Here is a 20,007-nt window from a genome sequence, read left to right as displayed (position 1 = left end):
TCTCGGGGCCTGGTTTTTAGGGCATCGCCTTGGGCGTTTCCATGCGTTCCGCCGACACGCGCCGCTTAGCCTGCCGAACGCGTTCTTCGGTCGTGGCATCGCCCATCCCCTGCGCACGGAACCGCTCGATCAGCTTAAGATTGGCAGGATCCAACTCGAGCGAATGCAGCCAGGCCTCGCGGGCCTCCGCGATCAGATTCTGCTTGAGGTATATCTCTCCCAGGTGTTCGTAAATGACCGGATCGTCGTGTACGAGCGACACCGCCCGCTTCATCTCCGCCAACGCATGGTCGAACTGGCCAAGCTTGAAAAACGCCCAGCCGAGGCTGTCCACGTAGTAGCCGTTATTGGGCTTCAGCGACACCGCCCGCTTGATGAGCGACAGGGCCTCTTCGATCTTCATGCCGCGCTCCGTGTAGCTGTACCCCAAATAGTTCAGCGCATCGGCATGGTGCGGATCGAGACGCAGCGTCGACTCCATCGCTTTCACGACCTCGTCGAAGCGATCCAATTTGTCGTAGGCCGTGCCCAGGTTAAAGTGCAGGTCCGGATTGCCAGGGTTATAGCGGATACCTTCCTCGAAGACCTGTGAGGCTTTCACGTATTGCTCGGTCTGCAGGTACGTCAACCCCAGAAGGAGGTGCACATCCGGCTGCCGGGGATTGAGCTTCACGGCTTCCGAGAAATGGGCGACGGCTTCCGGATAGCGCTTGAGCCGGTACTGTAAGAAGCCCATGTGCATGTGGCCATCGATATAGGCTGGCTGCAAGGTCAGGTTGTGCTCATAGGCCGCAAGGGCCCGCGGGTAGTCCTTGGTCTCTTCGTACATCAACCCCAGATAGTCCCGTACCCGAAGTTCGCCTGGACGCACCGCCAGAATCTTGTTCAGCTGGGCGATCGCCCTGGGATAATCCTTGAGTTCCCCATAGATCAAACCGACCCGCAACTGGGCATCCAGGTCGTCCGGGTCTTGGGCGAGCGCGACATCCAATTCCGCCAGGGCCTCCGCATAGGCCTTGTCCGTGATATAGAGTCGGATCAAATGCTGCCGCACATCTCGGTTGTTCGGGCTCACGACGCTGAGGTACTTGCGATAGACCCCAACGGCCTTGCCGTGCTGCTGCTGCACTTCATACACTGCCGCCAACGCAATGTAAGCCGGCTCGAACGACTGGCTGATCGCTATGGCCCGCTCGAAGCTGCTGATCGCCTGTTCGTAATGCTTGGCTTCGACCGCCACGCGACCCAAATAATAGTAGCCCAGCGGAGAGTCCTTGGCTTGCTCGATGCCCTTCTGGAACGACGCTTCCGCTTCGTCCAGCCGCTTGAGGTTCACCAGAAGCAAGCCCTTCGAGAAATAAGCGTCGGTGCCTGTCGGTTGCTGGTCGATGGCCCGGTCATACAACAAGAGAGCCTTGTCGGTCTGCCCGGCCCCCGCATAGATCCCGGCCATTTGCACCAACGTGGCCGCATCCTGTACCTCGGATTCGGCAACCCGATCGGCAAATCTGACGGCCTTCACCACTTCGCCGATTGAAAAATAGAGGGAGGCCAGCCGCGCTTTGAGCACGGTTGAGCCCGGATCTCCGCGCAAGGCTGTCGAATATTCTTGGATAGCCCGCTCCGCATCCTTCTCGAGCTCAGCCTGGTAGCCCAGGATGAAATGGTAATAGGCCCTCGGGTCAGTGACATGCACAAGATGCGCCGGGGTGGAAGGAAGCCCGGGGGACCTATCCGGCAAGGCAACGATGCCGGGCCTTCCCTGGGGAACGGCGCTGCAAGAGGCGACGAACAGTAGCAATCCAGACAAGCGTAGAGCCGTCCGGGCAGACAGGCCAAAACCGGGTCGCGCAGGCGCGGAGGCCGACTCGTGGATGCACTGCGTCACGATCGAGTCCTCGCTTGGAGATGGGGGCGGTACACGAGGCAGCGGATAAGCCGACACACCTTCGGCAGATTATACGGAGTCGATCGAGAGGGTGTCAAACGCTCTCCCGGCTCTCCAGGCTCTCGAATTTGGCAAATTTGTCGTGAAAAAACAGTTTCACGTCTCCGATCGGTCCATTGCGGTGCTTCCGAACCAGAATTTCCGCAATCCCTTTTTTTTCGGACGCCTGGTCGTAGACATCCTCCCGGTAGATGAAGATCACCACGTCCGCATCCTGCTCAATCGCCCCGCTCTCACGCAAGTCCGCCAGCATCGGGATGGGAGGCTTCCTGGCTTCCACGGCCCGGCTCAGCTGGGACAGGGCCAGCACCGGCACATTCAACTCCTTGGCCAAGGCTTTGAGCGACCGCGAGATGTCGGAAATCTCCTGCTGGCGGGATTCGGAGTCGCGACCTTGCATGAGCTGCAGATAGTCCACGATCAGCAAATCCAGTTTGTTCTTGTTCTCCATTTTCAACCGGCGGGCCTTGCCGCGCATCTGCTGCACGGTCAGTGCCCCCGTGTCATCGATGAAGATCGGCGCCTGCTCGAGCCGGCCCGTCGCCTCGGCCAACCGCCACCAATCTTCTTTTTGCAACCGGCCGGTCCGCAGCGCATGCGAATCCACGTGGGCCTCGGAACTCAGCATGCGCAGGACCAGCTGCGCCTTGGACATTTCCAGGCTGAAGACCCCGACTACCTTGCCGTGGTGGACGGCGGCATGCTGCGCCATCCCCAACGCCAAGCTGGTTTTCCCCATGCTGGGCCGCCCCGCGATCACGATGAGGTCGGAAGCTTGCAGTCCGGCCAGCAGATCGTCCAGATCATAGAAGCCGGTCGGGACGCCCGTGACTTTTTCCTTGCGCTTGGAGAGTTGCTCGACGAGGTCCAGGCTCTCCTTGATGACATGCTTGATCTCGGTGAAGGACCGGCCCAGCTTCCCTTCCGACAGGCGGAAGACGGATTCTTCCGCATAGTCCAGCAGCTTGTCCACCGGAGTCATCCCGTCATAACCACGGGCAATGACTTCGGTGGCGGCGCCGATCAGCCCTCTAGCAAGGGCTTTCTCCTGCACGATCTTGCAATGATATTTGATGTTGGCCGCGGTGGGAACCACCTGGACCAGCTCGGCCAGGTACGCCGACCCGCCGACGGACTCCAGCTCGCCCTTGGTCTTCAGGTGTTCGGAAAGCGTGATCTGGTCGATCTCCTCGCCCCGCTCCGAGAGCTCCAACATCGCGCGATAGATTTTCTGATGGGCCGTGCGGTAGAACGCTTCCTCGGCGATCAGCTCCTCGGCCTTTGCCATCGCCGCTTTCTCAAGCAGGACCGCCCCCAACACACATTGCTCGGCTTCGAGGTTCTGCGGGGGGAGCCTGGGCTCAGAGAGATCGGAAGGAGTCATGGTTGATCAACTCGTGGCACGGCTGGGATGTTTCATGACGGACCGCTAGCGAACAGTCTTGGCAAGAAGCCCGGCCAACTCTTTGAGCGCGACTCGCCGACGTTGGGCTGCACGAGCGCCGGTGAGGCCAGTCAGTACCAGGGCTTCATCCGGCGGCCGGCCAGGCAGTCCGATGAGGACCGCCGCCGCAACTCCGAGTCGGCGTCCTTCCGCCAGCACCGACCGTGGGTGGTTCTGGGAGCTCGCGCGGAAGGGGCCTTGCACGACGATCAGGCCCGCATCTCTCAGCCGGCCGGAGACCTGGAATAAACGGCGCGCCTGGTTGGTCGGCGCCGACACCAGCACCGTCCCACGGGTACGCGGAGAACCGTTGCCCCGCCGCTCCAGCGCCTGAAAGAGGCGATCCACATCAAAGGCGAACCCGGTGGAAGGGAGATCCCGGCCGAATCGCCCGATCAAATTATTGTAACGCCCCCCGCCCCCCAGTTCGCACCCCACCCCTTCGGCAAAGACATCGAACACCACCCCGTCATAATAGTCAAACCCCCGGAACTCTCCCAAATCCAGCACGAGTCGATCCTTGAGGCCGGCATCGGCCAGGAGTCGGTAGGCCTGCGTCAAGCGATCCAGGGCCGCACGCGATTGTGGATCCCGGCCGGCCAATGCGCGACCCCGATCGAGCACCTCTTCCCGCCCATACAGGCGCGGCGCCTCCAGGATACCTCGTGCCGCCTTGGCCGAAATCCGTTCGCGGGCGAGGATTTCTTCGAGCCGCGGCAGATCCTTCTTGGCCGCCGCCTGCTCGGCCCGTTTCCGGCCTTCCTGGGACAGCCCGGCTCTGGCGACCAACGCCTTGAAAAATCCTACATGGCCCAGCGAGATGGTAAAGTCCGAGAGCCCCAGCTTCCCGAGGCAATCCCCCATCAACGCCACGATCTCCCCGTCCATCGCCACGTCGTCGACCCCGATCAACTCGGCGCCCACCTGAAAAATTTCCCGGTCGCGCCCCGCATGTTCCGGCTCATACCGGAACACCGTCGTGCGGTACGACAGCCGGAGCGGCAGCCGCGCTTCCACCATCCCCATGGCGACAATGCGGGCGATCTGCGCGGTCACATCCGGCCTCAGCAGCAGAATGCGCCCGGTCGTCCGATCGGCGAATTTGTAGCAGGCTTCGATGACCTCCGGCTCAAGACCCGGCGCCAGCACATCGAGATATTCGAAGGTGGGCGGAATGATCTCCTGGTATCCCCACCCGCCGAGAGTCGTCAGCAGGACCTCTTCCAGGTGGCGCACCTGCGTCACGGCTTCCGGCAGGATCGTGGACATCCCGACCGGGATCAACGAACGGTCGTGCCGGTTCGGCACAACAGCCTGCGCCAGGGCAGGGCCGAGGATGCGTGGAGATGGTCGACGGCGGGACATACCTGCGCCGGGACTGCTAGAGCCCCTTTGAAAGGTCGACGAGCTTGACGGACAGGATATTCGGACCTTGCTTGATGGTCTGCAACATACCGCTCGGCAGCGGCGCGTCCAATCCGATGATCAACAGGGCGTTGCCGCCGCGCGCCTCGCGAGAGCACTGCATACGGGCGATGTTCACATTGTGCTGGCCGAGGGTCGAGGTAACCGTGCCGATGACACCGGGCCGATCAATGTTCTGAAGCAACAGCATGTGTCCCTCGGGCACGACCTCGACCTGGAAGTTGTCAATCTCGACGATGCGCGGATCTTTACGGCTATAGAGCGTCCCCGCCATCCGGTGCGTCTTTTTCCCCGCCTCCACGCGGACCCGGATCATGCTGGCGAAGTCGCCCGTGTCGCCCCCCTTCACTTCTTTGACCTCGATGCCCCGATCCTTGGCGATCACCGGCGCATTCACATAGTTGACCGCATCTTCCAGAATCGGCGTCAACAGACCTTTCAAAACCGCAATCGTCAGCGGCGCCACCAACAGCGACGCCACCTCGCCATTGTACTCCACGGTCACCCGTTCAATGCCGCCCTCGCAGAGCTGCGATTGGAGCGACCCGATTTTCTCCGCCAGCGTGAGGTAGGGCTGGAGCTGCGGCAGCAACTCCGGCGGCACCGACGGCACATTCACCGCCCCGCGCGCCACCCCCTTCGTGAAGTAATCCACGATCTGCTCGGCGATCCCGATCGCCACGTTTTCCTGGGCCTCAGCCGTCGATGCGCCGATGTGTGGGGTGCAGATGAAATTATCCAACGCCAGCAGGGCATTGTCGGGCTTGACCGGTTCCTCTTCGAACACATCGAAGGCCGCTGCAGCCACCCGCTTGGCCTTGAGGGCCTCGACGAGATCCGGTTCGTTGATGATCCCGCCGCGGGCGCAATTCACCAGCATGACACCGGGTTTCATCTGCGCGATGGTGGCGGCGTTGATCAGGGACTTGGTCTCGGCCGTGAGCGGCGTGTGCACGCTGATGAGGTCCGCGCGCCGGAAGATGTCGGTGAGCGCCACGACTTCGATCCCCATCTTCTGCGCCTTTTCAGGCGCCAGATACGGATCGTAAGCGATGACGGTCATCGAGAAGCCCTGAGCCAGCTTGGACAAGTACCCGCCGATCTGGCCGAAACCCACGATGCCCAGCGTCTTTCCATACAGCTCCACGCCCATGAACTTTTCTTTTTCCCATTTGCCGGCTTTCATGGACCCGGTGGCCTGCGGAATGCGGCGAGACATGGAACAGATCATGGACATGGTGTGCTCGGCGGTCGTGACGGTGTTCCCGCCGGGCGTGTTCATCACGACGATGCCGCGCTTGGTGGCGGCGGCCTGATCCACGTTGTCGAGCCCTGACCCGGCTCGCCCCACCACCTTCAGCCGGTCGGCCGCCGCGACCACTTCGGCGGTCACTTTTGTCGCAGATCGGATGATCAGGCCGTCATACTGCTTGATCTCTTTGAGCAGCTCCTCTTTCGAGAGCTTGGTCTTGACGTCCACCTGAAAGCCGGCCTTTTGGAGTATCTCCACGCCGTGCTTCGACAGGCTGTCGCTGACGAGAATCTTGATCGGGTCTCCCATGGATCGTGTTATCCCCTCATCTCCGGCCTTACTTGGCCATCAACAATTCCTGCGCCTTTGCCACACCCTTGCCGAGCGTAACCGGATGCCCCAGCCCCTTGAGCACCATCTCCGTCGCAGCCAAGGCGAGGATCACGTCGAACCGATCCAAATACCCCATGTGGGAGATTCGAAAGATCTTGCCTTTGAGGTGGTCCTGTCCTCCCGCAGCGGTAATGCCATATTGCACGCGAAGGTTCTTATAGATGGCCTGGCCATCCACCCCCGCCGGCGCATTGATGGCGGTCACCGCGTCACTGGGCGTGCCTTTGGCGAAGATTTCCATCCCCGCGGCCTTGACGCCCTCGCGCAGCGCATGGGCCATCTGAGACTGCCGGGCAAACACGCTTTCCAGGCCCTCAGCCTTTAACATCTTCAGCACTTCCTGTAACCCCAGAATCATGGAGACCGCCGGAGTAAAAGCCGTCTGGTTCTTTTGCTGATTGTCCTTCTCACGCTTGAAATTGAAATAGAAGGAAGTGTTTTTGGCCTTCTCTGCAAGCTGCCAGGCTTTCTCGCTGACGCTCACAAAAGCCAGCCCCGGCGGCAGCATGAGGGCCTTTTGCGAACCGGTGATCACAACGTCCAATCCCCACTCATCGGTCTTGAGGTCGAACACACCGAGCGCGGTGATGGCGTCCACGACAAGGATGGTCTCCGGACAGCCCTTCACGATCTGCCCAAGCGCCTTGACGTCATGGGTCACAGCGGTGGAAGTCTCACTCGCCTGGACGTAGACCGCCTTGATCGCCGGATCCTTCTTCAGCGCATCCGCCACCTGCTTGGGGTCCACGGAATGGCCCCATTCCACCTTGATTTCCGTGACCTGGGCGCCGAACGTCTTGCAGAGCTTGCCCCAACGCTCGCCGAACTTTCCGCCGTTGATCACCAACGCCTTGTCGCCGGGCGACAGGAAGTTGGACACGGCCCCTTCCATCCCACCCGTGCCGGAAGACGCCAGGATCAGCACGTCGTTCCTGGTCTGGAACAGCCATTTCAGACCTTCCCGAACTTCCTGAAAAATCGGATCGAACTCCGGGGCACGGTGGTGAATCATGGGTCTGGCCATGGCCAACAAGACCTCGGGCGGAACCGGCGTCGGCCCTGGAGCCAGCAAATACCGTTTCAGCATGGTGCCATTCTCCTCACAAAACGATGAGTCATTTTCTTGGGCAAGAAGGGGGGTACGCTATCACTCCAACCCCCAAACTGTCAAGGTAAGGAACCGGTGTCAGAGAGCCGATTTTCAGCCTGAAATCAAAGGTTCAAACGGCCGCAACGATGCCGCCCGCATGAGAAAATATCAGATCGCACACCAGAACCCAACCAACAAGCAGCACGGAACTTCCAGTCTCATAATGGGCATCAGCCTTGACATCGTCCCCTATTCACCGCTACCCTATACCGGTTGTGATCGGCTCGCTAGGAACGGAACCCATTGGAATCGTTAGGATGGTGCGCTTGCATCCACAGGGCTTGACCAGAACCCTTTTCGTAACCCTTCTGTTGGGTAGCCTGTCCGTTTCAGCTTCCCATGTTGTTTGGGCAGGTGTCGCTACCTCAATTGGCACCCCCTTGGAAGGCTCCGTTTTCCCATCGACTGAAACTGCAACCCAGGACTCGTCCGTTGCGGACCAGGCGAGCCAGGCGCCACAGCCCACATCTGAATTGCCCCCGGCGATCAACCGGACAGCCCTCCCTCTAAATCCGTCGGCGACGGAGCCGCCACTGCCGAGCCCGGTTGCGGAATCCCCGCCGTTGCTTGCACCATCTGGCTTAGGCCAAACGGCGGTGCCCCAGCCGAATCAGGAAACAGCCATGCCGACCGCCCAAGCTCAAGAGGCCCCCACGATCGTTGCGGAACCTGCCGCATCCCAGGCCCCATCCGGCCTGGCAACCGCGACGAGTGAGACCCCGCGCCCGGTTCCGACGCTTCGCGAAGAATCACTCGACAACATTGCGATCGTGCGCAACGAGAAAGTGGAAGGCCACATGCGCTTCTTCCACACGGCGATCCGCGACCGGTTCGAGCATTGGTTGAGCAGGTTGAGCCACTACAGGCCTCTGGTCGAACGGATCTTCTCGGAATTCGACCTGCCCAGCGACCTGGTGTTCCTCTCGCTGGTGGAAAGCGGCTTCAATCCCCACGCCTATTCCCGCGCCAAAGCAACGGGGCCCTGGCAATTCATGAAGGGGACGGCCCAGGTCTATGGACTGCGGGTGGACCAATACGTGGACGAGCGGAGAGACCCCATCAAATCAACGGTCGCCGCCGCCCGCTATCTGCGCGACCTCTATGACCTCTTCGGAACGTGGCCCCTGGCGATGGCCGCCTACAATGCCGGAGAAGGGAAGGTGATGCGTGCCTTGCACAAGGCCCAAGCAGATACCTTCTGGGACATTGCCGCAACCAAGCATATCCGGCGGGAGACGAAAGAGTATGTCCCCCGTTTCATGGCGGCCACGATCATCGCGAGAAACCCGGACCAGTTCGGGTTTGCTCCCGTGCAAACGGAGTTGCATGCGTTCGAGGAAGTCGTGGTCCCGCATGCCGTCCACTTCCGCGACCTCGAAAAGGCCGTGAGCATCCCCTTCAGCGAACTGCAACGCCTCAATCCGGAATTGCGCCGGGACGTCACGCCCCCGGACGACACGCACTACCATCTGAAGGTTCCGGTGGGCACGAAGGAACGGGTAGAGCAGGCCCTGGATCAGCTTCCGACGTGGAAGCCGCCTGTACGGCTGCCCAAATTCGTCAAACATCACGTCGAGCCGACCGGCGAGTCCCGTGGCTGGTACCGCGTGCGGGTCGGCGACAGTCTCTGGACGATCGCCAAGCGTTTTCACCTCTCCGTGCAGGATCTCAAGGCCAGAAACAACCTGGCCAGCCGCCGCCTCAGACCCGGCGAACTGCTCGCCGTCAGCCGCTAGGAACAGCCATCCTCAAGCCGGAGCGCCGGCTCCATACCTGAATCTATTTCTTCGGAGACGAGGCTACTTCGCTGGTTCCGTTTGGGGAGGCACTGGCAGAGGCACGCTTCCTTGGGCGCCGGCGTCGGGAGCCTTCTTCACTTCCAGGGCTTTGATCCGCACGGCCGCTTCGCTGGCGAACGGAGATGTGGGATAGCTCTTGGCCAAGTCTTGATACCGGGCCAAGGCTCCTTCGGGACGGGACTGGCTTTCCTCCAACTTGCCCAACTCAAAAATCGCCTGATCCTTGTTGAGCGCCCCCGGCACGTCCAAGATGGCTGAAAAAGCTTTGACCGCCTGCTCCCGGTCCCCGTTCAACAAATGGACAAAACCCAACCGCTGATAGACGAGGCCCAGCAGGACTTTGTTCGAGCCATGGTCGGCGATGTATTGTTTATAAGCCTCAATCGCACCGGCTAAGTTATTGGCTTGTACGAGCGCATTGCCCAAATGATACAAGGCCATGGGCGTCACCGGGGATCGGGGGTGCTGCTCGACCACCTGCTGGAACAGACTGATGGCTTTCTTGAGATTCTCATCCGCCTGCGCCTGCTTGTCCGCAGGTCGATCGATATAGAGCTGCATGGCCTGCCGGTTGATTTCGAACGCTTCATCCGCCTGGCGGTGGCTGTACCAGACCGCGCCGCCGATGGCCACCGCCACCGCCAGCAGGGCCACCAGCCCAGCCAGCACCTTCGCACGATGCTCCTGAACCATGAACAGAAATCGATCCATTCCGCTCAGGAGTTGTGCTTCGCCGGGGGGACCGCTCTTCTGGTCCAGCTTGATGCGATACGACATGTGTCTAGACGAAGGCCATGTGAGGGTTGATCGATCTGTGTAAACCGTGCGCCGTTATACAAGGTTCGAGAAACGCTTGTCAATTCTCGTCCCTTCCTTTGAGGCAGTGGGTTCGTTGACAGCGCCCGTCAGCACGGTATAGCGTACCGCCGCCACCTGTCCTGCGAGCCACAGCCCATGTTTGAAGAGAACCTCGCCCAACTCGACGCCCGGCACTTGCTCCGCCGACTCAGACTGGCGGAATCGGCGCCAGGGCCAGTGGTCACCTTTGCAGGCCGCCCCCTCATCCTCATGGCTGCCAACGACTACCTGGGATTGGCCACCCATCCGACCCTCAAACAAGCGGCCCTCGACGCCGTCGGTCGATTCGGCGTCGGGTCGGGAGCCTCACGCCTGATTTCCGGGACGTTGCCCCCTCATGCAGACTTGGAAACCGCGCTGGCCCGCTTCAAGGGCACAGAGGCTTCGTTGCTCTTCGGTTCCGGCTACCTGGCCAACATCGGACTGATCCCCGCCCTGGCTGAAACCGGCGACCTTATCCTGGCCGATCGTCTCTGCCATGCCAGCCTCATCGACGGATGCCGCCTCAGCGGGGCGAGCTTCCGCGTCTTTCGACACCGGGACCTCGCCCATCTCGAGCAGCTCCTCGCTAAATGCAAGGTCCGCCGAACCACGCTGATCGTCACCGACGGAGTCTTCAGCATGGACGGGGATCTCGCCCCGCTTCCCGATTTGATCGCCTTGGCGGAGCGCTACGACGCCCGACTGCTGGTGGACGACGCGCACGGGACCGGCGTCATGGGCAAGACCGGCCGCGGCACGCTGGAACATTTCGGCGTGGAGGCCCGCCTCCCGTTCCATATGGGGACGCTCAGCAAGGCACTCGGCGGCAGCGGCGCCTATGTGGCCGGCCCCACCACCCTGATCCAATACCTCGTCAATCATGCCCGGTCCTTCATCTATACCACCGCCCCGCCGCCGGCCGCCGCCGCCGCCGCGCTTGCGGCGCTGGACGTCATCCGCAACGAACCGGAACGTCGTACGCGTCTCTGGGCAAACCGGCAACGGTGGGTCGAAGGGCTGGTCGGCCTGGGCTACCGAATTGCCGACACGGCCAGCCCGATCGTGCCGGTGCTGATCGGGCAGGCCGACCAAGCCCTCCAATTGGCCGAACGCCTCCTGCAATTAGGCGTCTTTGCCCCCGCGATCCGCCCTCCCACCGTGCCCGAAGGCACAAGCCGGATCAGAACGACGCTGTCCTCGGAACACCGGCCCGAACACCTGGACCATGCGCTCGCGGCATTTCGCCAGGCCGGGCAGGAATTGCGACTGATTTAGCCCCTTCATCTGGCCCATCCGAGCGGATTTGGGTATACTCAAGAACCGGGCTCGATCAACGCGAGGAGGCATCCCGATGGACATTACCCAGTTGCTGACGTTTGGCGTGGAGCAGGGCGCCTCGGACTTCCACCTGAGCGCAGGCGAACCTCCCATGCTGCGCATCCACGGGGAGTTGAAGAAACTGGACTCACCGGCCCTCTCCAAGGAGGAAGTCCACGACCTCGTCTTTGACATGATGAACGACTCACAGCGCAAGGTGTTCCAGGAGAAGCATGAGTGCGACTTCTCCTTTGAAATGGGCGAAGTGGCCCGCTTCCGGGTCAACGTATTCGTACAGCGGCGGGGTGAAGGCGCGGTCTTCCGGACCATCCCGACCAAAATCCTGGCGCTGGAGCAGTTGGGCATGCCGCCCATCCTCCGGCAGCTGTGCGAAAAGGAAAAAGGGCTCGTGCTCGTCACCGGCCCGACCGGCTCGGGCAAGTCCACCACGCTGGCCGCCATGATCGACTTTCTCAACGACACCTTTGAAGGCCACATCCTGACCATCGAGGACCCGATCGAGTTCGTCCACAAGTCCAAAAAATGCCTGGTAAACCAGCGCGAGTTGGGCCCCCACACGCATTCGTTTGCCAACGCCCTCAAGTCCGCCCTGCGCGAAGACCCGGACATCATTCTGGTGGGCGAAATGCGGGACCTGGAAACCATCCAGCTCGCTCTGTCGGCCGCGGAGACAGGGCACCTGGTCTTCGGCACCTTGCACACCTCCAGCGCGCCGAAGACCGTGGACCGCATCATCGACGTCTTCCCGCCGAACCAGCAGGCCCAGATCCGCGCCCAGTTTGCGGAGTCCATCGAAGGCGTCGTCACCCAGACCCTGCTCAAGAAGAAAGGCGGCGGGCGCGTCGCCGCGCTGGAAATCATGACCGGCACCACCGCCGTCCGGAACCTCATCCGCGAGGCCAAGCTCCACCAGATTCCCGGCATCATGCAAGCCAGCAAGAAAGACGGGATGCAGACCATGGACAACGCGCTCATGGACCTGGTCAACAAGGGCCTGGTGACCAAAGCCGAGGCCCAGGCTCGCAGCATGAACCCGAACCTCTTCGGGCCGGCCGGTTCGGCCGCCGGCGCGGCCTAGTTCATCGTCAGGCCCGGGCACAAGCCGACCCTGGGCCTTCGGACCACGTCGCAGAGGAGACGACCATGGCCCTCAGCATTCACGACATTCTCAAGGTGATGGTGGAGAAGGACGCAGCCGACGTCTACCTGACGGTGGACCTTCCTCCCATGTACCGCATCCAGGGCATCACCCAGCCGATTGGCGACAAGCCGTTCACCAACGAAGAATTGGAGACCCTGGCCAACGACGTGATGAAGGAGAAGCAGCGGGTCGAGTTCGCCGAGAAAATGGAGATGAATCTGGCCCTGTATTTCCCAGACCTGGGACGCTTTCGCGTCAATATTTTTCGCCAGCGCGGCAACACGGGCTTCGTCATCCGGCAGATCAAGGTCGAGATCGTCCCGATCGACAAGCTGGGCCTCCCGCCCATCACCAAGGACATCGCGCTGACCAAGCGCGGGCTGGTCCTCTTTGTCGGGGCCACCGGCTCCGGAAAATCCACCAGTCTGGCCGCCATGATCGACCATCGGAACTCGACCTCGCCCGGCCACATCATCACGGTGGAGGACCCGGTCGAGTTCGTGCACCGGCACAAAAAATCGGTCATCACCCAACGCGAAGTAGGCTTCGACACCCTCTCCTTCCAGGCCGCGTTGAAGAACACCCTGCGCCAGGCGCCGGACGTCATTCTGATCGGGGAGATCCGCGACACCGAGACAATGAAAGCCGGCATCGAATTTGCCGAGACCGGCCACCTGTGCATGGGCACACTCCACGCCAACAGCGCCAACCAGGCGCTCGAGCGCATCATGAACTTCTTCCCCCACGAGCAGCATGAACAGATCTATTTGCAGCTCTCGATGAACCTGCGCGCCATCATCTCCCAGCGGCTGATCCGCGGCGTGGACGGGAAACGCGTGGCGGCCCTGGAGATCCTCATGGACACGCCGAGGGTCAAGGAACTGATCAAGAAGGGTGAAACCGACAACATCAAGGAAGCGATGGAGCAAGGCGTCCAGGAAGGCTGCCAGACGTTCGATTACGTCCTGTTCAACTTGTACAAGGACGGCAAAATTTCCCTCGACCAGGCGCTGGCCAACGCCGACAGTGCCAACAACCTGCGGCTGCGCATCAAGCTGGCCGGATTGAAAGTGGACGATGCCCCTGCCGCCGCGAGCGACAAGCCTGAAGCGGAAAAACCAAAGGGGTTCCAGATCCAGGGAGTCGGCGTCCCCCTGAGGAAGCCGTAAGGCTGCGAAGGAGTTACGGACGTGCAGGGGGGGATTCGCCGCCGAGAGACTCGAGATAGATCGCGATCTTGTCCAGCGCCGCAGCGCTGAGCTTCTGGCCATACCAGGGCGGCATCGTCCGGTCCGGATAGCCCGGCACCACATAGACGCCGGGCTTGAGAATGGATTCGATCACGTATTCGTGGACCGACTTGGCCTGGCCCCGGTAGCGTGGGTCGGCCAGTCTGGTCGGCCCGGTTGTTCCGAGAACCAGCTTCGGCCCCACCCGCCCTTCCGCCCCGGGAATGCCCGGGATCGTATGGCAGACCGGACAGCCCGCCCTCGCAAAGAGTTGAGGGATCGGCTCTTCCCCCGTCACAAGCGGCACCATGGTCGGGGAGATGTGCGGGATAGGAACGGCCACTTGCTTGGCAGGGCCGCTCGGGCCCATCCAATACACAATCAGGGTCAACGCCAGCAAGCCGAGGCCGACCCCAAAAAACCTCCGGGCAAGTCGTTCGCGTTCGCGATCAGGCAAGGAGGCCCCTGGCAAGACTAGTAGAGAGGCGCCTGGGGGCCTGGCCTCATGCCGGCCAGGTCCGGATCAGGATCGTCCGGGCTCCGTTCCACGACGTCCTTGGACTTCTTGCGTTCAACCCGTCGGAGCTCTTTTTCTTTCCGCTTTTCAGCCTTGTCGCGCTCGCGCTGGCGTTTTGCGGCTGTGACTTTAGGATTGGTTGGCACGGCTCCTCCTCACTGTTCCATCGTGCACAAAGTTCATCTTCCCGCACGATCTTCGCATCGGCCCATGCCTACCCATGAGGCATGCACCAGCATATCACGTGGCCCACTTAATCGTACAGCCAATCGCGTGCGTGATCGGTTCAGCCGGCTCTCGTTGCACAAGCAGCGCCTCCAGGGCATCCCGGAGGTAGTGTCGCGTCACCGCCTCGGGCCGTTGCCAGTTATCATCGATCTTGCCCGTGTAGCGGAGCCGGCGGTCCCGGTCGAACACGAAAATCTGAGGCGTATGGGGCGCCCCATAGGCCCGTGCCACCCGCTGGGATCTATCGCACAGGTAGGGAAAATTGAAGCCCTTAGCCTTCGCGCGGGCCATCATGGAATCCAGGTCGTCCTCCGGATAGTGCACGTCGTCGTTGGAGTTGATGGCCACCAACTGGACGCCCCGGTTGCCATAGTCGCGCTGAATCCCTATCAAACGATCCTCATAGGCCTGAACATAGGGACAATGGTTGCAGGAGAAGATCACCACCAACACGGGCTTCCCGGCAAACCCATCCAGGCTAGAGGTCGTCCCATCCACACCCGGCAAGGAGAACTCCGGGGCCGGATCACCGAGTTGACGCAACGGCATGGTCAGACCGCCGAGACCGAGACAGACCTACGTGGGAAGATCCATCGCACAGCGTACTCCGATCGTGCGATCCTGAAACTCCGGTTCGGCGGAAATCCGCATGGTCGTCCGGATCCCCATCGGCACGTCCGCCCAGGATCCGCCGCGAATCACCCGTTTCTCACCGGCAGCCGGGCCCGTCGGATTCCGGGCCGGGCTTTTCTGATAGTACTCGCGGTCATACCAGTCGGCCACCCATTCCGCTGCGTTCCCGGCCATGTGGAAGAGGCCATAAGGGCTCTTCCCCCCTTCCTTGGTGCCGTGACGCACACTCATCCCCTCAAGGCCGCTGGTCACCGGAACCAACGTGATCGCATCGCTGACCCAGACCCCGCGATTGTAATTCGCGATGTCCACGAAGGGCTGCATGTGGCCCCAGGGATACCGGCGACCGTCCGTTCCCCTGGCTGCCTTCTCCCACTCGGCTTCGGTCGGCAACCGCTTGCCCGCCCACTTGCAGTAGGCCTCCGCATCGGACCAGGTCAGGCCGACCGCCGGCCTATTACCGGCGGCCGTCACCGCTTCATCATCCCACGTTGGAGGGGGCCCGTGCTTCGCGGATTCGAGAAACTTCGCATAGAGGCTGATCGTCACCTCGTATTGATCGATCGCATAGCTCTTCAACCAGACCCTATGCTCGGGACGCTCATTCGAGGCCCCATCATTGCTGCCCATGAGAAATTCGCCTTCGGAAATCACCACCATCGGCGCCCCGTCTTTCCCGAGCAACCCGGGTGAAGCCTCGCCGGCCCCCAAGGTCATGAGTCCGGCCAACATGACTCCGCCGACCAGACCCAAGGTTCGCGTCAGGCCCATTCCCTGCTCCTCCTGCCAACCTCGGACTTTCCTGTCAGGATTCCGGTGTGGCGCACACAACATAATACGTCCGCCCGCAGCAGACCATCCGCCGAGCAGACTACACATGAGACACGACTGCAGAGATACATACACTCGAAGAATGAACCGGCGCAGCCCTGAAGAGATATTTGGCGTCCCCAACGGGATTTGAACCCGTGTTGCTGGCTTGAAAGGCCAGCGTCCTAGGCCAGGCTAGACGATGGGGACGTTGCGCACGAGATGATCAAGAACAGGCTTCCCACCGGGACAGAGTCCCCTTGAAGCCCATTTCTTGTAACAGATTTTCACGTCCTAATCAACGCCTCTTGCAAGAACCACCTGCGTAGCCGTGGCTATTCTCGCCGGAGGAATTCGGTTGACTCCCACATGGCCTTTCCGGCTTGAGTAAGGCTTACCGCTATCCCCTCTGACATGATGGACTCCAACGCGGACACAACCGGCCCCTCTCAAGGGCGGACACCTCTGGGCGCCATCGGCGTGATCGTCGCCCTGGTGTTGCTCATTCCGATGGTCTTGTTTTACTCCATCGCGCCGGATGAGCCGCTCAAGGAGAGCGTCACGATTTTTTCCGATGGTCGCCAGCGGGCCTATCTGGCCGACCCAGGCCGGTACGAAGGGGCCGGCTATCAGGACTATTGCGTCCTCGAACCACGGGATCAATTGACCATCGTGCAGCCACCGCAACGGCCTGACGGATCGCTGCTCGCACGCGTCGAACGGACCGAGCCAGCCGAGATACCCTTCTGCCCGTCGCAGGCGACCGTCTTCATACGGCCTCAGCAAGTCGTGCAGAAAGAAAGCCCTTGGCAAGAGATCAAGGCTCGGCTGGCCCGATTGTTTGCCCCCTAGCGGGCGTACTTACGGCTTGAGCTTGGCCGAGAACTGCTTGCGGAACTTGGCGAGCTTGGGATTGACGACGTAGGCGCAGTAGGGCTGGGCCGGATTGCGGGCGGCATATTCCTGATGATAGCCCTCGGCCTCATAAAAGGGTGCGGCCGGCGAGACTTCGGTGACAATGGGCTTGTCGAAGAGCTTCGCCTTGGTGAGCGTCGCAATCACTTCCTCGGCGATCCGTTTTTGTTCAGGCGAGTGATAGAAAATCTCCGACCGGTATTGCGTGCCTTCATCGTTACCCTGCCGATCAAGCGTCGTCGGATCGTGGATGGCAAAGAACACTTCGAGCAACTCCTGATAGGTTACGACCTTGGGATCGAACGTGATCTGCACCGCCTCCGCATGGCCGGTCCTCCCCGTGCAGACCGCTTCGTAGGAGGGATTGGCCCCGTGCCCGCCGAGGTAGCCTGACTCGACGGACTTGACCCCCTTCAACTCGTCATAGACGGCTTCGAGGCACCAGAAACAGCCGCCGGCCAGTGTGGCGATCTCTTTTCCGGACATGGCATTCAATCTCCCGCCCTCCTGCTCGGCCGCCCCCAAGAGTCCCACGAGCCGGCTGGATCTTGCAGCCCCGCACAGCTGGAGCTTCGCCTGACCGCCTCAAACAAGAAACACTTGCGGGCGGGCCCCGCGCACATCAATTCGATAAAACGATACTTCGCTTGCGGTATGCGCAAGCGAAGTATCTGAACCTACTGGAGGTAAGGTGCCTTTCCGCACACATGTGATCGAAGCGGGCGGTTCAAGCGAAGCTTGGTATGGTGAGCCGGCTGGGACTCGAACCCAGGGCCCTCGCCTTAAAAGGGCGATGCTCTACCGACTGAGCTACCGGCTCACTGCATCATGGGGCTCTTTTCCTATCACGCGGCTGGTGAGCCGTCAAGCGCCTCGTCCCCCACCCTGCCTCGCCATAGTTTATCAAGGCTGCCAGGCCCAGCGACGTTATTGTCATGCAATCTCTTCATGTAGAGCTCCTACGTGTTTTCCTGTCTCCTTGCCGTCCGCCCGCCATCTGTCCAGGCAATTGGACAGCCAGAGGGCATAATGCCACGTATTAAGAATCTCCTTCCCCGACCGATACAGAACAGGCAGCCCCATACAAGGGGCCGGCATTTCTTCACCTATTATCATGAGGAGGAGAGTCCATGGCATCCGTAGTAAAAGACAGCTTCAGCCGGTGCTGCGTCCACTCGAAGTTTCTGGATCGGTTTTACGAAATCTTCCTGGCAAGCCACCCGACCATCGCGCCGATGTTCCGCAACACCGACTTTGCGAGACAGAAACAATTGCTTCGGACAGGACTGACGATGGTGCTGATGCACGGAGAAGGCAACCAGGTCGGCACGCAGGGCCTGGGCCGTATCGGCCAGAGCCATAGCCGGAAGGGCATGAAGATTGACCCGGCGCTCTATCCCCACTGGGTCGAAAGCCTGATCAAAGCGGTCAAGGAATGCGACCCCCAATGCGACAAAAAACTGGAAGAAGAATGGCGGGAGGTGATCAAGAAAGGGACCACCCTCATCGCCAGCCAGTACTAGGTCTGGTTATCCGCGACGGCCGGCGGCCTTGGCTTTTCGGGCCGCCGGTTTCAGCGGATTGCGGAGGATGATCGTATGGCTTCGCTTGGAACCGGTGGAAACCATGTCAATCCGGCACTCGGCCAGCTCTTCGACCCGGTCCAAGTACCGCTTAGCTTCGGCGGGTAACTTCTTGTAGGTCGTAATCCCCGTGGTCGGCATCGTCCAGCCCGGCAACTTTTGATAGACCGGCTCACAGTCGGAGAGCACCTGAATATCGGCCGGCATCTCCTTGTGGAGGATGCCGTTGTGCCGATAGCCGGTGCAAAGCATGAGTTCCTTGCACCCGTCCAGCACGTCGAGCTTGGTCACGGCCAGAGACGAAAGCCCGTTGATCTTGGTCGCATAGCGCACGAGGACCCCGTCGAACCAGCCGCAGCGTCGAGCCCGCCCCGTCGTCGCCCCGAATTCCTTGCCCCGCTCCTGCAACCCGCCTCCGACCGCATCGTTGAGCTCGGTCGGGAACGGACCGCTGCCTACGCGGGTGGTGTAGGCCTTGGTGACACCCATGACGACGTCGATCTTCGTCGGCCCCACGCCGGTTCCCGTGCAGGCTCCGCCGGCCGCCGCGCTTGACGAGGTGACGTAGGGATAGGTCCCGAAATCCACGTCCAGGTGGGTCCCCTGCGCCCCTTCGAACAGGACCTTGCGGCCCCGGTCGATCGCTTTATTCAGCATAATGGAAGTATCGGCGATGTAGTCCTTCAGACGGTCGGCATAGCCCATATACTGCTGGAACACTTTTTCCACCTGAAAGCCTTCGGCCCGGTAGAGCCGATCCAGGAACAGGTTGATCTCCGCCAGATTTTCCTCCAGCTTGCGCCGGAAGAGCGAAGGATTGAGCAAATCGCCGGCACGAATCCCGATCCGGGCCATCTTGTCCGCATAGGAAGGACCGATGCCGCGCCCGGTCGTCCCGATCCTCCGCGAGCCCTTCGACTGCTCCGCCGCCTTCTCGATGGCCTTGTGGTACGGCAGGATCAGGTGCGCCCGGTGGCTGATGAAGAAATTCCGCCCGATCTGCACTCCCTTGGCTTGCAGCTGGTCCATTTCCTCGATCAGGGACCCAGGGTCCACCACCACCCCGTTCCCGATCATGTTGATCTTGCTCCGGTACAGGATACCGGACGGAATCAAATGGAACACGAAGGTGCCCCGGTCGTTGACGACCGTGTGCCCCGCATTGGAGCCGCCCTGGAAACGGACGACGACGTCGGCGTCGCGGGCCAAGATATCCACAATCTTGCCCTTACCTTCGTCCCCCCACTGGGTGCCGATCACGACTAAATTGGCCATTGCCTTGCTATCCTAATTCCAAAAAAAGAGCCCTGACCTGGAAGAAGTCAGAGCCGTTGGCAGCCAATAGTAAGATGCCCCCCCTCC

At 61.1% G+C, this 20,007-nt stretch carries 18 protein-coding genes and 2 tRNA genes; 6 read left to right on the top strand and 14 right to left on the bottom strand.

Going from position 1 to position 20,007, the window contains the following annotated elements; translation table 11 throughout:
• Positions 1-16: 16 nt before the first annotated feature.
• The 5 genes from EPO61_10455 to EPO61_10435 form a co-directional block, all read right to left on the bottom strand.
• A complete protein-coding gene (locus EPO61_10455) occupies positions 17-1,696 on the bottom strand; it encodes a tetratricopeptide repeat protein (protein TAJ08504.1) in 1,680 nt (559 codons plus the stop codon).
• 286 nt (positions 1,697-1,982) lie between these two features.
• The gene (dnaB, locus tag EPO61_10450; GenBank protein TAJ08503.1) at positions 1,983-3,332 is read right to left on the bottom strand and encodes a replicative DNA helicase; all 1,350 of its coding nucleotides are present in this window, start codon (positions 3,330-3,332) and stop codon (positions 1,983-1,985) included.
• 45 nt (positions 3,333-3,377) lie between these two features.
• Positions 3,378-4,757, bottom strand: a complete 1,380-nt coding sequence (gene hisZ / locus EPO61_10445) for an ATP phosphoribosyltransferase regulatory subunit (protein TAJ08502.1) — start codon at positions 4,755-4,757, stop codon at positions 3,378-3,380.
• Positions 4,758-4,773: 16 nt separating this feature from the next.
• Complete coding sequence (locus tag EPO61_10440; protein TAJ08591.1) at positions 4,774-6,366, bottom strand: phosphoglycerate dehydrogenase; 1,593 nt, start codon at positions 6,364-6,366, stop codon at positions 4,774-4,776.
• A gap of 40 nt (positions 6,367-6,406) precedes the next feature.
• Entirely contained in the window at positions 6,407-7,549 is a 1,143-nt protein-coding gene (locus EPO61_10435) for an alanine--glyoxylate aminotransferase family protein (protein TAJ08501.1), read from the bottom strand.
• A 320-nt stretch (positions 7,550-7,869) separates the two neighbouring features.
• On the opposite strand from EPO61_10435, the gene EPO61_10430 reads away from it, so the two are divergent.
• Complete coding sequence (locus EPO61_10430; protein TAJ08500.1) at positions 7,870-9,348, top strand: LysM peptidoglycan-binding domain-containing protein; 1,479 nt, start codon at positions 7,870-7,872, stop codon at positions 9,346-9,348.
• A gap of 63 nt (positions 9,349-9,411) precedes the next feature.
• Here EPO61_10430 and EPO61_10425 read toward each other — a convergent pair whose 3' ends face one another.
• The gene (locus EPO61_10425; GenBank protein ID TAJ08499.1) at positions 9,412-10,188 is read right to left on the bottom strand and encodes a tetratricopeptide repeat protein; all 777 of its coding nucleotides are present in this window, start codon (positions 10,186-10,188) and stop codon (positions 9,412-9,414) included.
• A gap of 177 nt (positions 10,189-10,365) precedes the next feature.
• Between EPO61_10425 and bioF the strand changes: the two genes are divergently transcribed.
• The 3 genes from bioF to EPO61_10410 all read left to right on the top strand — a co-directional run bounded on the left by bioF (position 10,366) and on the right by EPO61_10410 (position 13,899).
• Entirely contained in the window at positions 10,366-11,526 is a 1,161-nt protein-coding gene (bioF, locus tag EPO61_10420; protein ID TAJ08498.1) for an 8-amino-7-oxononanoate synthase, read from the top strand.
• 76 nt (positions 11,527-11,602) lie between these two features.
• Positions 11,603-12,667 carry a type IV pilus twitching motility protein PilT gene (locus EPO61_10415; protein ID TAJ08497.1) on the top strand — a complete coding sequence of 355 codons (1,065 nt, stop codon included), beginning with the start codon at positions 11,603-11,605 and terminating at the stop codon, positions 12,665-12,667.
• A gap of 65 nt (positions 12,668-12,732) precedes the next feature.
• On the top strand, positions 12,733-13,899 hold the full coding sequence (locus tag EPO61_10410) for a PilT/PilU family type 4a pilus ATPase (GenBank protein ID TAJ08496.1): 1,167 nt from the start codon (positions 12,733-12,735) through the stop codon (positions 13,897-13,899).
• A 13-nt stretch (positions 13,900-13,912) separates the two neighbouring features.
• Here EPO61_10410 and EPO61_10405 read toward each other — a convergent pair whose 3' ends face one another.
• The 5 genes from EPO61_10405 to EPO61_10385 form a co-directional block, all read right to left on the bottom strand.
• Positions 13,913-14,416 carry a hypothetical protein gene (locus EPO61_10405; protein ID TAJ08495.1) on the bottom strand — a complete coding sequence of 168 codons (504 nt, stop codon included), beginning with the start codon at positions 14,414-14,416 and terminating at the stop codon, positions 13,913-13,915.
• A 17-nt stretch (positions 14,417-14,433) separates the two neighbouring features.
• Positions 14,434-14,622, bottom strand: coding sequence for a hypothetical protein (locus EPO61_10400; protein TAJ08494.1), 189 nt, complete (start codon positions 14,620-14,622; stop codon positions 14,434-14,436).
• Positions 14,623-14,716: 94 nt separating this feature from the next.
• Complete coding sequence (locus EPO61_10395; protein ID TAJ08493.1) at positions 14,717-15,253, bottom strand: thioredoxin family protein; 537 nt, start codon at positions 15,251-15,253, stop codon at positions 14,717-14,719.
• A 27-nt stretch (positions 15,254-15,280) separates the two neighbouring features.
• A complete protein-coding gene (locus tag EPO61_10390) occupies positions 15,281-16,108 on the bottom strand; it encodes a hypothetical protein (GenBank protein ID TAJ08492.1) in 828 nt (275 codons plus the stop codon).
• Positions 16,109-16,279: 171 nt separating this feature from the next.
• Positions 16,280-16,357 (bottom strand) — tRNA-Glu (locus tag EPO61_10385).
• 204 nt (positions 16,358-16,561) lie between these two features.
• On the opposite strand from EPO61_10385, the gene EPO61_10380 reads away from it, so the two are divergent.
• Positions 16,562-16,999, top strand: a complete 438-nt coding sequence (locus EPO61_10380; protein TAJ08491.1) for a hypothetical protein — start codon at positions 16,562-16,564, stop codon at positions 16,997-16,999.
• Between the two features lie 9 nt (positions 17,000-17,008).
• On the opposite strand, the gene msrA is transcribed toward EPO61_10380, so the two are convergent.
• Both msrA and EPO61_10370 read right to left on the bottom strand, forming a co-directional pair.
• Entirely contained in the window at positions 17,009-17,548 is a 540-nt protein-coding gene (msrA, locus tag EPO61_10375) for a peptide-methionine (S)-S-oxide reductase (protein ID TAJ08590.1), read from the bottom strand.
• Between the two features lie 258 nt (positions 17,549-17,806).
• Positions 17,807-17,882 (bottom strand) — tRNA-Lys (locus EPO61_10370).
• Between the two features lie 310 nt (positions 17,883-18,192).
• Between EPO61_10370 and EPO61_10365 the strand changes: the two genes are divergently transcribed.
• The gene (locus tag EPO61_10365; protein ID TAJ08490.1) at positions 18,193-18,585 is read left to right on the top strand and encodes a globin; all 393 of its coding nucleotides are present in this window, start codon (positions 18,193-18,195) and stop codon (positions 18,583-18,585) included.
• Positions 18,586-18,591: 6 nt separating this feature from the next.
• Here the strand turns inward: EPO61_10365 and EPO61_10360 are convergent, their stop codons facing one another.
• The gene (locus EPO61_10360; GenBank protein ID TAJ08489.1) at positions 18,592-19,920 is read right to left on the bottom strand and encodes an adenylosuccinate synthase; all 1,329 of its coding nucleotides are present in this window, start codon (positions 19,918-19,920) and stop codon (positions 18,592-18,594) included.
• Positions 19,921-20,007 lie beyond the last annotated feature (87 nt).

The sequence above is a fragment of the Nitrospirota bacterium genome (assembly GCA_004296885.1).
Lineage (GTDB): Bacteria > Nitrospirota > Nitrospiria > Nitrospirales > Nitrospiraceae > SYGV01.
Note: the sequence above shows the minus strand (reverse complement) of the source record. Positions and strands in the feature narration are given on the sequence as shown.